The sequence below is a fragment of the Chryseobacterium gambrini genome (genome assembly GCF_900156825.1).
Lineage (GTDB): Bacteria > Bacteroidota > Bacteroidia > Flavobacteriales > Weeksellaceae > Chryseobacterium > Chryseobacterium gambrini.
Genome location: NZ_FTOV01000001.1, coordinates 425,952 through 442,669, shown reverse-complemented (window position 1 = coordinate 442,669; position 16,718 = coordinate 425,952). Strand labels below are relative to the sequence as shown.

Sequence of the window (16,718 nt, the reverse complement as noted above, 5' to 3'; positions counted from 1 at the left end):
TGAAAAAGATTTTTTGAATAGAATAGGGAAGTGTATGAAGCTTTAGGTATTACCGTTTTTGTGAGGTAAATTTTGTTTGAAGCTGTTTCCTGCTTTTCACTGTATCTTTTTGGTTGCGGACTCCGCTTCACTCCGCCCGCAACCAAAAAGGATGTCGTTCCAATCAGGGCTAGAGTGGCAGTTCCCAATATAAATAGTAAACGAATATCCATAATATCTTTCATGCTGAAAGCATCTAAACAAAGTATTCAATGCATCGTTGAAATCCTTTTCACGATGACAAACTTTGTAAATATTTTTGTATAAAAATTACTGAAAAATTCCGGCAAATCCGCTTGAAATAAAAAACAGCAACCAAAATACTCTGATTGCTGCTTTACTTGTATGTAGAAAAAATTAAGCCTCAATAAAATCCAAAAGATCTTTATTAATCGTCTGATGTTCAGTAGTAGGCATTCCGTGAGGGAATCCCGGATAAGTAATCAGCTTACCGTTTTTCAATAATTTAGCAGATTTTATAGCGGAATTTTCAATAGGCACAATCTGGTCGTCTTCACCGTGCAGCAACAGTACCGGAATATCAACAGCTTTCAGGTCTTCTGTAAAATCTGTCTCAGAAAAAGCTTTGATTCCGTCATAATGAGCCACAATTCCTCCCATCATTCCCTGTCTCCACCAGTTGGTCTGTACACCTTGCTTCACTACGGCACCTTCTCTGTTGTAGCCGTAGAAAGGAACCGTTAAATCCATAAAAAACTGATTTCTGTTATTTAAAGTCTGATCTCTGATGTTGTCAAAAACCTCCATCGGAACGCCATCCGGATTGTTTTCGCTTTTTACCATTACCGGAGGAACAGCGCTTATCAATACCGCTTTTTTTGCTCTTCCGTTGGCATATTTGTTTACATAGCGGATCACTTCACCACCTCCTGTAGAATGTCCGATATGCACAACATCTTTCAGATCCAGAAATTCTACCAATTCTGCGGCATCAGAAGCATATTGTTCAATCGTATGATTATAAATATTCTGGCTGGAACGTCCGTGACCTCTTCTGTCGTGAGCAATTACCCTGTAACCTCTCTGCAAAAAGAAGATCACCTGTGCATCCCAGTCATCAGAAGATAAAGGCCATCCGTGGTGAAACATCAATACTGGCCCTTCTCCCTGATCTTTGTAAAAAATTTCTGTTCCGTCTTTTAATTTTAATGTACTCATTGCTTTGTTGTTTAATTTGTTATTCAATTTTAATTCTTAAATAAGTTGACTGTTGTCTTATTTTTCTAAAGCAAATGTAGCAGTAAATTAAATGGATAATCTTGATCTATGTTAAAAATTAAAAAATATTTAATAATTAATGTAAATTTTATAACATAACTTTAATCTGATTCATTAAAATTAAATTACTATAAAACAAAAGCCTCAAAAATAATTTGAGGCTGTATATTTTAGTTTCAGATCCGTAGATCCGGCTGTAGATTATTTAGCTGGTTTTTTAGGACTCATCATCATAATCATTCTTTTTCCTTCAAGCTTAGGAAGCTGGTCTACTTTTCCAACGTGCTCCAATTCCTGAGCAAGTTTTAAAAGTAAGATTTCTCCCTGGTCTTTAAAGATAATCGAACGTCCTTTAAAAAATACGTAGGTCTTTAATTTTGAACCTTCTTCAAGGAATTTCTCAGCATGTTTCTTTTTGAATTCGTAATCGTGCTCATCTGTCTGAGGTCCGAAACGGATTTCTTTCACAACTACTTTTACCTGCTTAGCTTTTAATTCCTTCTGCTTTTTCTTTTGCTCGTATAAGAACTTTTTATAGTCCAGAATCCTTGCAATAAACGGTTCAGCCTTATCGGAGATTACTACAAGATCCAATTCCTGCTCCTGAGCAATCTGTCTTGCCTTATCAGTAGGATAAACTCCCGGCTCTACGTTATCGCCCACCAAACGAAGCTCTCTCACACGAATTTTATCGTTGATCAAGTGTGCGTCCTCCTGTACCGGACGTCTCTGTGGGCCCCTGTTGTTAAATCTTTGTGCTATTGTATTATAATTTTATTGGTTAACTTCTATTTTTATCAATCATTCTGAATAAAAAGTAATTTTCAGTTATTCAGAATCATATTCTTTCAGATTTAAGCGTTAAACTCAAATCCTGTTTTTGACTGTTCTTTAAAATAAGCAACGAAATCTTCGATCTTCATTACTCCTAAATCGCCTTCGCTACGTCTTCTTACAGAAATTGTGCCATCCTTTTCTTCATTTTCTCCCACTACAATCATGAATGGAATCTTCTTTAATTCGGCATCGCGGATCTTTTTACCCGTCTTTTCGTTTCTGTCGTCAATTAATCCGCTAATATCGTGATTTTCCAGTAATTGAGAAACTTTTTTAGCATAATCTACGTATTTTTCACTGATCGGAAGTATGATAAACTGATCAGGAGCCAGCCACAATGGGAAATCTCCCGCTGTATTCTCAATAAGAATCGCAATGAATCTTTCCATAGAACCAAACGGCGCTCTGTGAATCATTACCGGTCTGTGCTTTTCGCCATCGCTTCCTGTGTACCAAAGATCAAATCTTTCCGGTAAGTTATAATCCACCTGAATCGTTCCAAGCTGCCATTTTCTGCCTAAAGCATCTTTCACCATGAAATCCAGTTTAGGACCGTAGAAAGCGGCTTCGCCGTATTCAGTTACTGTATTCAATCCTTTTTCCGTTGCCGCTGTTACGATTGCATTTTCTGCTTTCTCCCAGTTTTCGTCGGTTCCGATGTATTTTTCTTTATTTTCAGGATCTCTTAAAGAAATCTGAGCGGTAAAATCTGCAAAACCTAATGAACCGAAAACATATAGAACCAAATCAATCGTTTTCTTAAATTCATCCATCAACTGATCCGGAGTACAGAACAAATGCGCATCATCCTGAGTAAATCCGCGAACTCTCGTTAAACCGTGAAGCTCACCACTTTGTTCATATCTGTAAACGGTACCAAATTCTGCATATCTTTTAGGCAAATCTCTGTAGCTCCACTGTGAAGTTTTGTAAATTTCACAGTGATGCGGACAGTTCATCGGTTTCAGCATGAATTCTTCTCCTTCATTCGGAGTTTTAATCGGCTGGAAGCTGTCTGCTCCGTATTTATCCCAGTGACCGGAAGTTACATACAATTCCTTCGCACCGATATGCGGAGAAATTACAAATTCGTAACCTGCTTTTTTCTGAGCTTCAGAAAGGAAATTCTCTAATTTTTTTCTTAAAGCAGCTCCTTTTGGCAACCATAAAGGCAATCCCTGACCTACTTTTTCAGAGAAAGCGAAAATTCCAAGTTCTTTACCCAGTTTTCTGTGGTCTCTTTTTTTAGCCTCTTCTAAAAGTTCAAGATATTCTGTTAAATCTTTCTGTTTCGGGAAAGAAATACCATAAACTCTTGTTAACTGAGGATTTTTTTCGTTTCCTCTCCAGTATGCTCCGGCAGCATTTAAAATCTTCATTGCCTTTACAATACTTGTGTTAGGAATGTGTCCTCCACGACAAAGATCTGTGAAGTCATCATGCGTTACGAAAGTGATTTCCCCATCATTAAGATTAGAAATCAGTTCCATTTTATAAGGATTGTCTGCATACACTTTTAAAGCTTCTTCTTTAGAAACCGGATATAAAGAGAATGTAGATCCTTTTTTAGCATTTTCCAAAACCTTCTTTTCGATCTTTTCGAAATCTTTATCAGATAAACTTTCGTCCCCGAAATCTACGTCATAATAGAATCCTTTTTCAATGGCAGGACCAATGGTTAACTTAGCATTAGGATAAAACTCAAGGATTGCCTGCGCCAAAAGGTGGGCAGAAGAATGCCAGAAAGCTTTCTTTCCAAGATCATCATTCCAGGTTAGCAATTGTACCGCAGCATCCGTGGTTATAGGTGTGGTCGTCTCTACTTGTTTGTCGTTTACAACTGCGGAAATGGTATTTCTAGCCAATCCCTCGCTTATAGATTTTGCCACATCTAGCGGAGTAACTCCCGCCTCGAATTCTCTGACACTATTGTCTGGAAGTGTAATTTTTATCATTGTTTACTAAGAAATTTTAAGATGCAAAAATACGGATTTTTTATTTAAAATACTACTTTCACGCATTTTTGAGACGAGATTTAGTACGAAAAATCTCAGAATACCGTTATAAATAATTAACGTTTAACCAACGGTCTAATTATGAATAGGTTAAATTAAGACTGATGCTTTCTTTTGTACCGCACCTTTTCTTTAATAATCTCAATAACATCCACATTTCTTACTTTAGACTGTACCCAACCATGAATATCTATGTACAGCAAAGACCTTCTGTAGTATTCATTTTCAGAAAAAAGAGTTAATTTTTCGTCAAATTTTTTGAAAGATTCCAATTGTCTGTCCGGTGTTATATTATTCAGATTTTTGAAAAAATGAATGCTTTCAAAGTGGAATTCATCCGGCTTTTTCATCTTTTTGGTGAATTTTAAAGTTGCTTTTATAAATTCATCATAATCTTCATCGTTTCCGGATTCATGTTTTGCCATCAGAATCAAAATTCGGGTGTGGAACAGTAAATCTTCCTGAACATTTCCCTTCGATTCGATCACTTTCAATGAATAACTGATGGATTCCTCAAATTTCCTGCTTCCAAAAAACATCGCTGCCATTTTTAAATAAAGAATCATGAAATGATGCTCATCAATTTTATCCCGGAGCTTATCCATTTTCAGCTCGATTTCAGGAATCAATTTCGAACCGGAGAAGAATTCCCCTTTCACAAAGTGAATGTTCATTAAAGTATTGTAATGCGTCAGAAAAATAAGCGATTGCAGGTTTTCATTTTGAGCAAAACTTGAAGAATGAACCACTTTGTTGAAATCTTCGAAACTTTCCTCAAGAATATCAATATTTCCGTAAAGGAATAAGATTTTCAGCAGGTAGGTATTTCCTTTGATGTACCAAACGGGATGGCTTACGATCATTTCAGGATTTTTGTGAAATAAATCCACCCATTGAAAAGCATATTTCAACGTATATTTATATTCCTGAAGCAATTGGTTTTTCCAGACATGCGCTTTAAAATACCACAATTTCTCTGTGAAATTCAGCTTTTTGAAATTAATTTTCTGAATCTGCGAATTGAATATCTGCATGATTTCGGCACGGTCTTCATCGTTTTTTACATAACCTTTTGTCAGCATTTCACTGTACAGTTTCAGCGAAAGATTGGATAATTCTGTCGCATAATGATTCTGTTTGCTGATTTCCGTGGATTGTCTGATCAGTTCATCGGCTCTACCTTCAATACTTCGGGTAATAAACTGGGATTCAATTACTTTTTCCAGATCGATAATTTCCGAAGCAATACTTTTTTCATCCAGTTCCAAAGCGGTCTGTTTTGCTTTATCTAAAATTTTTAAAGCCTGTTTATACAAGCCTTTCTGATAAAGAATATTCGCAAAATCCAATTGTTCACGCAGTTGAATTCTGTAATTCTGATGACTTGGGTTCATCCGTAAACTCACAAGAATCTGCTTGTAAAGATGCGCTTTCAGGTTCGATAACTGCTGTTTTGTCGAAATTTTTTTGTTGATGATGATATGTTCATCGTATTCCTTCATCTTATCCAGTTCTGAAAAAAGAAGAAGAAATTTGGCATCCGCGTTAATTCCGAGACGGTTTACATACAAGGTGAATTGCCTTTTTTCTGAAGTTGTCAGTGATTTAATGAGTACGAATAAAAAATCTTTATGCAATTCTGCCATTGTAAATTTTTAAAATTTAAAATAATGATAATCAAATAATTGAAATTAAAATACAATATTTTGAGTATTGTATTTTTTATAAAAACTGAAAATGAATAAACGTTTCATCTTTCTAGTTTTGAATCAAAATTAAGTAAAAACTTCATTATGAAATCCGAAAAAGTCGAAATTTTTGATACAACGCTGCGTGATGGAGAGCAGGTTCCCGGCTGTAAGTTAAATACCGAGCAAAAATTAATTATAGCCGAAAAACTGGATGAACTGGGAGTGGATGTCATTGAAGCCGGTTTCCCGATTTCCAGTCCCGGAGATTTTCATTCGGTTTCGGAGATTTCAAAATTAGTGAAAAATGCGAAAGTCTGCGGATTAACCAGAGCCAATCAGAAAGATATTGATACCGCAGCCGAAGCATTAAAATACGCCAAAAGACCGAGAATTCACACCGGAATCGGAACTTCGGATTCTCATATCAGATTTAAATTCAATTCAAACAGGGAAGATATTGTTGAAAGAGCGGTTCAGGCTGTAAAATATGCCAAATCGTATGTGGAAGACGTGGAATTTTATGCGGAAGATGCAGGAAGAACAGACAATGATTATCTGGCAAGAGTTTGCGAAGAAGTGATAAAAGCAGGGGCAACCGTGCTTAATATTCCGGATACAACGGGATATTGTCTTCCTGAAGAGTACGGTGCAAAAATAAAATACCTGAAAGAAAATGTAAAAGGCATTGATCGTGTGATCTTATCCTGTCACTGCCACAACGATCTGGGAATGGCAACCGCTAATTCTATTGCAGGAGTCATCAACGGAGCGAGACAGATAGAGTGCACCATTAACGGATTGGGAGAAAGAGCCGGAAATACGGCGCTGGAAGAAGTGGTAATGATTTTAAAACAGCATCCATATTTAGAATTATATACTGACGTTCAGTCCAAAATGCTCAATCCCATGAGTGTTTTGGTTTCTGAATTGATGGGAATGCCGGTTCAGCCGAACAAAGCGATTGTGGGAGCGAATGCTTTTGCGCACAGTTCAGGAATCCATCAGGACGGAGTCATTAAAAACAGGGAAACTTACGAAATTATTGATCCTGCGGAAGTGGGCGTGAATGCTTCTACCATTGTTTTAACAGCAAGAAGCGGACGTTCTGCTTTGGCATACAGATTTAAACATATTGGTTTTGAAGTTACTAAAAATGAACTTGATTTTCTGTATCAGGAGTTTTTGAAAATTGCTGACGGTAAAAAAGAAGTCAATAATGACGATTTAAGTTCAATGATTGAAAAAGTGACAAGAAAAATAGGGTAACATAATTGATTCTCCATTACATAAATTAGAATGAACACAAAAAAGACACTGTTTGATAAAGTCTGGGATGCGCACGTTGTAGAGACGATTCCGGACGGACCTCAGATTATTTATATTGATAAACATCTTATTCACGAAGTAACCAGTCCACAGGCTTTTGGGGAACTGGAAGCTAGAAATCTGGAAGTTTTCAGACCGAAACAGATTGTAGCGACTGCGGATCATAATGTTCCGACTTTGGATCAGGATCAGCCGATTCGCGATGCATCCTCCAGAAATCAGGTGGAGCAGTTAACGGAAAACTGTAAGAAAAACAACATAGAATTGTATGGTTTAGGACACCAATATCAGGGGATTGTTCACATCATTGCTCCGGAATTAGGCGTTACACAGCCGGGAATGAGCATTGTTTGCGGAGACAGCCATACTTCTACGCACGGCGCTTTCGGCTCGATTGCTTTCGGAATAGGAACAAGTCAGGTGGCGCAGGTTTTTGCGAGCCAGTGTTTACTGCTGAATAAGCCAAAATCGATGAGAATTACCGTAAATGGTAAGTTAAATAAAAATGTTCAGCCCAAAGATGTGATTTTGTACATTATTTCAAAAGTGGGAACTGACGGCGGAACAGGTTATTTCTGCGAATATGCCGGAAATGTCTTCGAAGAAATGTCGATGGAAGGCAGAATGACGGTTTGTAATATGAGTATCGAAATGGGCGCCCGCGGAGGAATGATTGCTCCTGATGAAACAACTTTTGAGTACGTAAAAGGAAGAACTTTCGCACCGAAAGGCGATGAATGGGAAGAAAAACTGGAATACTGGAAAACTTTGAAAACCGATGAAGGAGCAGTTTTTGATGTTGAATTTTCTTTCGATGCTTCGGAAATTTATCCGATGGTAACGTATGGAACCAATCCGGGGATGGGAATTTCCATCAGTCAGAATATCCCGAATCCTCAGAACGAATCTGAAGAGAAGGCTTTAAAATATATGGGTTTGAAAGCGGGACAGGCTCTTTCTGATATTAAAGTGAATTATGTTTTTATCGGAAGCTGTACGAATGCGAGAATTGAAGATTTCCGATCTGCGGCAAATTATGTTAAAGGAAAAAGAAAGTCGGATCATGTTCATGCGTGGCTTGTTCCGGGTTCTCAACAGGTTGCGAAACAGATTTTTGAAGAAGGTTTAGATAAGGTTTTTAATGAAGCGGGTTTCCAGATCAGACAACCGGGATGTTCGGCGTGTTTAGCGATGAATGATGATAAAATCCCGGAAGGGGAATATTGCGTTTCTACTTCGAACAGGAATTTTGAGGGAAGACAGGGACAAGGTGCGAGAACAATTCTGGCAAGTCCTTTGACGGCTGCAAAAGTTGCTGTGGAAGGAAGAATTTCCGTCTTTGAAAACTGATGGAGATTAATTTACTTAAAACTTGTCTAAATTTTTTTACCACAAAAGACGCAAAAGATTTAAACACTTTAGTTTTTTAAGCTTAATACTTAAATAGAAAAAAAGAGCACATGAGTTAAAAAAAATCAAAGATTTTTTCTCTTTACAGGCTTTTGAAATACTAGTTTAAACAAGCTTTTATTAAGTGAATTGTCAATAGTGAATAGTGAATTTTAGAAATTGACTATTGACTCACAAAGTGAAATTTACCATTCACTTTTTTAGCCCCGATAGAAACGGTTACCCCGGAGCAAGCGAAGGCAAAAGCAAGGGAGCGAGGAGTATGAGTGGATAGCGGGAAATAGCTCCTGAAAAAGAAAAAAACAATAATTAAAACTATTTTGGCTCAAAAAAAATGCAAAAATTAGTCATTATACAATCCAGAGCAATTCCTTTGCCTGTAGAAAATATAGATACGGATCAGATTATTCCGGCGAGATTTTTAAAGAGTATTGATAAAAAAGGTTTTGGCGAAAATCTTTTCAGAGACTGGAGATACGATGTTCATACGAATGAACCGAATCCTGATTTTGCCCTGAATAACGCAAAATACAGCGGTGAAATTCTGGTTGCGGGAAACAATTTCGGTTGCGGAAGCAGTCGGGAACACGCTGCATGGTCTTTAACGGATTATGGCTTTAAGGTGGTTGTTTCAAGTTTTTTTGCTGATATTTTTAAGGGCAATGCTTTAAACAACGGATTATTGCCTGTAAAAGTTTCTGAGGAATTTTTGAAAGAAATTTTAACTGAGATTACTGAAAATCCTGAAAAAGAAATTTTGGTGGATGTTGAAAAACAAACCATTACCTTTAATGATAAAACGGAAGGTTTTGAAATAGATTCTTATAAAAAAATATGTCTGCTGAATGGGTATGATGATATTGATTTTTTAATCAGCAGAAAACAGGCGATCGAACAATTCGAACTAAAAACACAAAAAGTGTATGAAAACTAATTTTAAAATTGCAGTGCTTCCGGGAGACGGAATCGGGCCGGAAGTTGTTGCAGAAAGTATTAAAATTTTAGATTCCATTGCGGAAGCATTCCAGTATCAGTTTGATTTTAAATACGGATTGATGGGAGCGGAAGCGATTTATAAGACAGGAAATCCTTTGCCGGATGAAACGCTGGAAATCTGCAAAGCATCTGATGCGGTGCTTTTCGGGGCGATCGGAGATCCTTCTTTTGATAATAATCCGGATGCCAAAGTACGTCCGGAACAAGGGTTGTTAAAACTTCGTAAAGAATTAGGGCTTTTTGCGAATATCCGACCTTTGAAAACGTATGCTTCTTTAATTGAGAAAAGTCCTTTGAAAAGGGAAATTATTGAAGGAACAGATATTCAGATTTTCAGGGAACTGGTGAGCGGAATTTATTTTGGCGAAAAATTTACGGATGAGGAAGCGGGTTATGCATATGATATCTGTAAATACAACCGTGATGAAATCGCACCTATTGTTCACATGGCTTTTCAGGAGGCTCAGAAAAGAAGAAAAAAGTTAACTTTAATTGATAAAGCGAACGTTTTGGATACGTCAAGATTGTGGAGAAAGGTCTGTAAAGAAATTGCTTCAGAATATCCTGATGTAGCACTTGATTTTATGTTTGTAGATAATGCGGCGATGCAGTTAATTTTAAATCCGAAACATTTTGATGTGATTGTTACCGAGAATATGTTCGGAGATATTATTTCGGATGAAGCGAGTGTAATCGGCGGTTCTATCGGTTTGCTTCCTTCGGCTTCCATTGGAAATGAAAATGCTTTGTTTGAGCCTATTCACGGTTCTTATCCGCAGGCAAAAGGAAAAGGAATTGCAAATCCTGTTGCTTCTATTTTAAGTACGGCAATGATGCTGGATTATTTACAGCTTGAACCGGCAGCAGAAAAATTGAGACAATCTGTAGAATATGCCATTGAGAATAAATACGTTACGGTGGATCTGAATTCTGAACAGCCTTATTCCACCAGCGAAGTGGGAAGTTTTATCGCAGATTATATTAAATATTCCGAGAAATCGTATTACAATTTTGAAAATGTAAAGCTCGGAAAATCAACTATTGTTTAAAAAAATGTCAGTTTTGCTTCGTAAGTCAACAGCCAAATAGTTACGGTAGTTGACAAGCGGGGCAGATTGACAGTTGTAGTTCATATTACCTATTTGATTTTTATTTGTTTTTTTCTAAAAAAGGTTCCGCTCACTGAGCAGAACCTTTTTATTTTTTGTCGGTATTATCCGTTTTTCCGGATTTGTTGTTTTGAGAAGATTTCTGAACGTCTTCCTTATCTACATCGGACGGATTTGTCTTTTCTGACGAAGCAGGAATGTCGGGGAAATCCTGATTTTGCTTTTTGGTTTCCGCAGAATTTGCAGATTCCTGTTTTTCTTTTTCTTCTGAATGCATAGCTTTTGAATTTTATAGTCCTAAAATGCCCAGCTTTCCGGTCTGGTCTTCTATGGTATAATTCAAAGCCTTTGCCAAAACAAAAATATTATTAAGATTTTCCATCAACTGTTGTCTTCCTTCCGTTCTCAGCTTGTTCTGATCGATGGATTTTACAGCGGTATCTTTCGCTTTCTGCGTTACGTTTTTAATGTCTTTTTCGGAAATTCTGTTGAAAAAAGAATCGTCCATCGACTGAATTTCCACACTTGGCGTAATTCTGATGTCTGCATCGGGTAATTCGGTAATCACTAATTTTTTATTGATCGAATCTACCTCCATTTTCATCTTGTTAAGATCATAAGAAACCTGTGCGTTCGTTTTGGTGTAGGTAATGATGCTGTTGCTGGAAACTTCTTTGCCTAAAAATTCATAGCCCATTTTGGTTTTCTGAATGGAAGAAGTATTCTGCTCAAGCACGACCATTTTATTCATTTTCGAAATCTGATTGGTCAGAATATAATAATCTGATTTCTCGGTTTTTTCACTGAGATTAAAGCATGACTTTAAACTGAAAAACAAAACCGTTACCAGTGCAGCTCCCGCCAAAAACGATATTAAAACTTTACTATTTCTCAAACCTTATTTACCAAAAATTTCTTTAATTACAGAACTGTCATCTTTTTTCAGGATCTCTACCAGATCTCTTTCGATGTATCCAGATGTAGGCATTTCGATAATTCTTCCTAATTCTTTTCCGTATTTCTGAACAATAATCGTAGGAACTTTCTGGATGTTGAAAAGACTTTCTTCTCCGTTCGGGGATTCCTTTTTACGGTTTACCGCAATAATGGAGAGTTTGCCTTCCGGATATTTTACCTCTTCAAGGATTTTCATGAGTCTCGGAAAATCTCTGTGAGAATCTTCGCACCATGTTCCCATGAAAACGGTAATGTTATACGTGTTGATCTTTCCTTTTTTAAGTTCTCCGATCGCTTTCTGATCCAAGGCATATTCATCATGCTCTTTCACATACCAGTCAGAATAGGGAGCTTCAAGAAATTTACTTTTAAGCTGATTTCCCAAAAGCATTTTTCCATCGGCAGTGGTTTCAACCTCTCGTCCTACAACCACTTTCTGTGCGCTAAGCTGTTGTGTTGCCATGAATAGAGCTGAAACAGTCATACAATTCGTAATAAATTTTTTCATACTATTTTTCAATAATTGTCTTTAAATCGGCAGGAGAGTAGTATTTGTTTTTCAGGACTTTATGATCTGCCTGTCTGTACACATTAAACTTCTCGCCGGATTTTTCATAAAATGATTCTACGTCTTTTGCTCTGTAAAATTCTACCGTTTCCTGTGCCTGTTCTTCATTATCGCAGGCTTTCGACATATTGGAACGCTGAACTTCGTTGAACAACTCTACAAATTTGCTGCCAAGTCCGAATTCCAGAACCGCTCCGCTTAAAACATACTGCAAATCACATAAAGCATCTGCAATTTCTACGATGTTATTGTCTGCAATTGCCTGTTTCAGTTCGTTCAGTTCTTCCTGAAGAAGTTCAACTCTCAGATTGCATCTTTCCGGTGAAGGAATTTGAGGAGTATCTAAAATAGGGGCTTTAAAGGTGGTGTGGAATTCTGCTACCTGGTTCAGACTATCAATTTTATCCATGTATATTTTTTATTCAGGCAAAGATAACAATTGGGTTTTAGATTTTAAGAATTGGGACTTAGGTTTTTTATGCAATGATATCATTCTAAACATAGACTGAAAGTCTACGAGCATCGTTAAAAAGTGAAGTGAAGAATCTCAAGAGCCCAGAAATAGATTATGATTTTTTCTTTCACAAATCTCTCAGATTTTCAATGATTGTGAATATTGGTGAAAATATTTGTGGGATTTGTGTTTAAATGATTTTTAAGAATTTAATCCTATTTGGAATTTATGCAGATAGTGGAAGTATATCATTTTGCGGTTGAAAATAAATTTTAAATAATCGTTGTGTTTAGTATGATAAAACATAAAAGAAGACCTGCATCTTATATTTCGAAACACGAAAATCAGAAACAAAAAAGACTGTCCGTTTCCGGACAGCCTTTTACCTCAAAGCTTAATTGAGTGAAGCAATTAGTTTTTGATGAATCTCTTAGAGACTTCTCCAATCTGGATCATGTAAGCACCTTTAATAAGACCGCTTACATTTACCGCGCCTCTTTCAAGTTTTCCTGAATTGATTAGTTTTCCACCCATGTCGAAGATTTTATACTCTTCGTTCGTTGTATTTGAGATATTTAAAATATCTTTTGCAGGATTCGGATACACTCGGATATCTGTAATCATATCTTTTGTATCTAAAATATTTCCTCTTCCTGATGATACAATATTTAAAGTATAATCTTCTACCTGACCGTACGTATACGTTCCACAAGAAGATGTAGGTACAGAGCTGTACTGCATCATTACTCTCATTCTTGTAGTTCCTACGGTTGCTGTTGAAGGAATCGTGATAGATCCTGTTACCGGACTTGTTGTAGATCCTGTTTTAGACCAAGCCAATTCTCCGCTGTCTGCGAAATCTCCGTCTCTGTTATAATCAATATAAACAGCATAAGCTTCATTATATTTGGTTGATGTCCAAACCGGAGTAATGGAAAGTGAGTACGCAGAACCTCTTGTTACATTCGTAGAAACTGAAGTAAAGTTTTCGTAACCTGCCGTTCCTGTTGAAGTATTGTTAATGCTTCCGAACGTTACATTTCCTATTCTTTCATCAGCAGTATTATTCGCTGAAGCAGAACAGTAAGAAACCGCTGTACCTGCTAAAGTGGTTACAGAAACCGTGTTGCTGGAAACCGAAGCATTTCCTGCTGCATCTTTAGCTCTAACAGTGAAGCTGTATGTAGTAGAAGGAGATAAACTGGATACTGTGTAGGAAGTTGATGCGGTAGAACCTACTAATGAAGTTCCCTGATAAACATCATAACCTGTAACCCCTACGTTATCTGTTGCTCCGGACCATGAAAGATTGGTGCTTGTAGAAGTTGTTCCGGAAGCTGCAAGAGTTGGAGCAGTAGGAGCAGTAGTATCTGAAGTTCCTGAACCTGCATTTACGGTAATGTTGGCATTATTCACATCAAAGAAAATGTGGTTGGAACCTTTTACCATGATTCTTCCTGTTGTGGTAGACGTATTCGGGATCGTTACCGCCTGTGTTCCGTCGTTTGGAGTTCCCGCCAATAGAGTAGTCCATGTATTTCCTCCGTCTGTAGACCAAAGAATATCTACGTTGGCTGCATTTACACCATTCGCTGTTGTTCCTGCCACATTCCATGTTACGGTTTGGGAAGTTCCTCCTGTAACGGTTGTTGCGGTATTTTGAGAGCTTACACTGAATGGTCCTGCTGTTCCGTTTACCGTGATCACTGCATCATCCGAGTTATTTCCGGAACCTCCGGCTCTGTTGTCGCGAACCGTAAATCTGAAATTGTACGTTCTTGCTACATTGGATAGTGCTTCAACAGTAATCTCAGATCCTGCTGTCGTGGTAGCTCCTGCCAGAACTGAAGCCATTCTTGGGAAGTATCTTACCGGGGTAGTTTGCGGTGTCCATGATCTGAACGTTGGTCCTGTTGCTTTTGTAGCGCTTGCCGCAGAACTTGCTCCGGTTTGTGAAGACGACGCATTGTCCATTTGTTCCCAGATGTATGTTAAAGAATCTCCGTTTGCATCTGTTCCTGATCCTGTTAACATAAACGGTGTTCCTTTCGGAATGGTATAATCTAAACCTGCATTTGCCGTAGGAATTGAATTTCCTGTACTTGTGCTTGTAGGGCAGGTTTTTGCTTTGATATTATTAGTAATCTGCTGAATGCTGATCGCGTGGAAGAAAGCATCAGAATGCGGCTGAATATCCTGAGAAGTAATTCCCGCATATCCCATGATTGTTGATCCTGAACCCGGCTCCATATTGGCTCCTGTTCCTTCATTGTTCATAGAGAAGGTGTGGTTTCCGCCGAACTGATGCCCTAATTCGTGTGCTACATAGTCGATATCGAAGTTATCTCCTGAAGGAATTGCATCTGCCGGAGAAGTATAACCGCTTCCTTTTGAGCCGTTTGTACAAACACAGCCGATACATCCTGCATTTCCGCCACCTCCGGAAGCTCCGAATAAGTGACCGACGTCATAATTTGCTTCCCCAATAACCGAAGTTAATGTAGACTGAAGCTGTGAGTTCCAGTTGCTTAAGCTGGAAGCAGGAGAATAAGGGTCTGTAGAAGCATTGGTATAGATTACTGAATCGTTATTTGCGATTAAAACCATTCTCGCTGCAAAATCTTTTTCAAAAACACCGTTTACGCGGGTCATTGTGTTGTTCATTGCCGCTAAAGCATTGGCTTTTGTTCCTCCGAAATACGTTGCGTATTCCCCGGTACAGGAAAGTGCTAACCTGAATGTTCTCAGTTTTGCATCATCGGCATTTGGTCTTGCCACCAGATTGGTTGTATTTGCAACGCCTTTTTGCGCAACGTCGATTACGGTACATTCGAACTTGCTTAAATCGTCTTTTTTATCAGATTTTTTATAAACAACATAGGTTGAAAGATCTTTTGAATAAGGCTCGATGAAAACCGCTGATTTATCTCCATAAATTTCCATGGATGATAATCCCAGAGGCGAAACGCTAAAATAAACAGTGGAACCGGAGTCTCCTAATCCTTCACCGATATACGATTTGATGTCCGGATATTTTGCTGCCAGTTGAGGATCGAAATTAGAATTTTCTCTTACTTTAAAATTTTCCATTTTTCCCTCAGAATTCGGGAAAGAGATAATAATTTCAGACTTTTCTCCTGCAGCTAATCTTTTGGGAGCTTTTGCAAGAGCATTTTTTAAACCATTAATATCCAGACTGTAGATTTTCGGATTGTTAATAGTTAATTTGTTTTCAAAAATTTCAGTAGCTGATTTTCCTGACGTTTCAGACCAAAGTCGGTCGGTCTGAGCGAATGAAATACCTGATGCAAGCATTCCAATCACCAATAGTTGTTTTCTCATACAAGTTTTCTATTTGATTGTGGAATATCAAAGCTAATAAAAAATATGTTATGAAAAATAAAATTTTTTAAGAAAAATTTAGATAATTCGTTTAAATAATTATGCGATACATTAAATGTCAATATTTGGTGAATTTCTCAAAAAAAGAAAATAGCACCCGCAAAATACGGATGCTATTGAATTATTAATCGGATAATTCTAATTTTTAAAACTGATCATCTGCAGTCGGTCCGTACAGTCCCGGAACTTTATTTCCTGTAGATCTTAAATACACAACCAGTTCTCCGCGATGATGGTACAAATGATTATACAAAAACGAACGGATTACCTGTATTTTCGGCATTGGCGGAAAGATTGAATTTCCTCCCATTTCCATTCTCCATTCGTTCATCATGGTGTTTTCGTCCCAACTTTCAATGGCTTTCTGAGCTTTCGCAACATTTTCTTCAAATTTGGCAACAATGTTTTCCGCTTTGGAAATATCGCCTTTATCATATTGATATGTCCCCATATCGAATACATCCTGATTGAATGTTCCTTCGTACCAGTTGTAAACTTCGGCTACATGGGAAGCCAACTGGGCTGTTGTCCAGTTAATTTCAGACGGCTTATAATCCAAAGCGCTGTCCGGAATTGCCTGTAAAAGTTTTCGGGTATTTTCTGCTTCATGCAAAAATTCACCTAATAATGCCTGTTTAATCATTTGTTGATGTTTTTTTGAAATAATTTAGTTAA

General features: G+C 37.6%; 14 protein-coding genes. 4 read left to right on the top strand and 10 right to left on the bottom strand.

Annotation, left to right across the window (positions count from 1 at the left end; all coding sequences use genetic code 11):
- Window positions 1–396: 396 nt before the first annotated feature.
- The 4 genes from BW951_RS02070 to BW951_RS02055 form a co-directional block, all read right to left on the bottom strand.
- The gene (locus tag BW951_RS02070) at window positions 397–1,218 is read right to left on the bottom strand and encodes an alpha/beta fold hydrolase (RefSeq protein WP_076390260.1); all 822 of its coding nucleotides are present in this window, start codon (window positions 1,216–1,218) and stop codon (window positions 397–399) included.
- A gap of 261 nt (window positions 1,219–1,479) precedes the next feature.
- Entirely contained in the window at window positions 1,480–1,980 is a 501-nt protein-coding gene (gene infC / locus BW951_RS02065; RefSeq protein ID WP_175608770.1) for a translation initiation factor IF-3, read from the bottom strand.
- Window positions 1,981–2,132: 152 nt separating this feature from the next.
- The gene (gene thrS / locus BW951_RS02060) at window positions 2,133–4,070 is read right to left on the bottom strand and encodes a threonine--tRNA ligase (protein WP_076390258.1); all 1,938 of its coding nucleotides are present in this window, start codon (window positions 4,068–4,070) and stop codon (window positions 2,133–2,135) included.
- A gap of 155 nt (window positions 4,071–4,225) precedes the next feature.
- A complete protein-coding gene (locus BW951_RS02055; protein WP_076390257.1) occupies window positions 4,226–5,776 on the bottom strand; it encodes a hypothetical protein in 1,551 nt (516 codons plus the stop codon).
- 147 nt (window positions 5,777–5,923) lie between these two features.
- Between BW951_RS02055 and BW951_RS02050 the strand changes: the two genes are divergently transcribed.
- The 4 genes from BW951_RS02050 to leuB all read left to right on the top strand — a co-directional run bounded on the left by BW951_RS02050 (window position 5,924) and on the right by leuB (window position 10,602).
- Window positions 5,924–7,087 (top strand): 2-isopropylmalate synthase, encoded by a 1,164-nt coding sequence (locus BW951_RS02050; RefSeq protein WP_076390256.1) that lies wholly within the window; start codon window positions 5,924–5,926, stop codon window positions 7,085–7,087.
- Window positions 7,088–7,117: 30 nt separating this feature from the next.
- A complete protein-coding gene (gene leuC / locus BW951_RS02045; protein WP_076390255.1) occupies window positions 7,118–8,497 on the top strand; it encodes a 3-isopropylmalate dehydratase large subunit in 1,380 nt (459 codons plus the stop codon).
- Between the two features lie 394 nt (window positions 8,498–8,891).
- Window positions 8,892–9,491, top strand: coding sequence for a 3-isopropylmalate dehydratase small subunit (gene leuD, locus BW951_RS02040; RefSeq protein ID WP_076390254.1), 600 nt, complete (start codon window positions 8,892–8,894; stop codon window positions 9,489–9,491).
- Window positions 9,481–10,602 (top strand): 3-isopropylmalate dehydrogenase, encoded by a 1,122-nt coding sequence (gene leuB, locus BW951_RS02035; RefSeq protein ID WP_076390253.1) that lies wholly within the window; start codon window positions 9,481–9,483, stop codon window positions 10,600–10,602. Before leuD ends, leuB begins: the two co-directional genes overlap by 11 nt.
- Before the next feature lie 148 nt (window positions 10,603–10,750).
- Here leuB and BW951_RS02030 read toward each other — a convergent pair whose 3' ends face one another.
- The 6 genes from BW951_RS02030 to BW951_RS02005 all read right to left on the bottom strand — a co-directional run bounded on the left by BW951_RS02030 (window position 10,751) and on the right by BW951_RS02005 (window position 16,686).
- The gene (locus BW951_RS02030) at window positions 10,751–10,939 is read right to left on the bottom strand and encodes a hypothetical protein (RefSeq protein ID WP_076390252.1); all 189 of its coding nucleotides are present in this window, start codon (window positions 10,937–10,939) and stop codon (window positions 10,751–10,753) included.
- 12 nt (window positions 10,940–10,951) lie between these two features.
- Window positions 10,952–11,557 carry a DUF4230 domain-containing protein gene (locus BW951_RS02025; RefSeq protein ID WP_076390251.1) on the bottom strand — a complete coding sequence of 202 codons (606 nt, stop codon included), beginning with the start codon at window positions 11,555–11,557 and terminating at the stop codon, window positions 10,952–10,954.
- Window positions 11,558–11,560: 3 nt separating this feature from the next.
- Complete coding sequence (locus BW951_RS02020; protein ID WP_076390250.1) at window positions 11,561–12,127, bottom strand: TlpA family protein disulfide reductase; 567 nt, start codon at window positions 12,125–12,127, stop codon at window positions 11,561–11,563.
- A 1-nt stretch (window position 12,128) separates the two neighbouring features.
- Window positions 12,129–12,596, bottom strand: a complete 468-nt coding sequence (locus tag BW951_RS02015) for a pyrophosphohydrolase domain-containing protein (protein ID WP_076390249.1) — start codon at window positions 12,594–12,596, stop codon at window positions 12,129–12,131.
- A 456-nt stretch (window positions 12,597–13,052) separates the two neighbouring features.
- Complete coding sequence (locus BW951_RS02010; RefSeq protein ID WP_076390248.1) at window positions 13,053–15,983, bottom strand: zinc-dependent metalloprotease; 2,931 nt, start codon at window positions 15,981–15,983, stop codon at window positions 13,053–13,055.
- 205 nt (window positions 15,984–16,188) lie between these two features.
- Window positions 16,189–16,686, bottom strand: a complete 498-nt coding sequence (locus BW951_RS02005) for a DinB family protein (RefSeq protein WP_076390247.1) — start codon at window positions 16,684–16,686, stop codon at window positions 16,189–16,191.
- Window positions 16,687–16,718 lie beyond the last annotated feature (32 nt).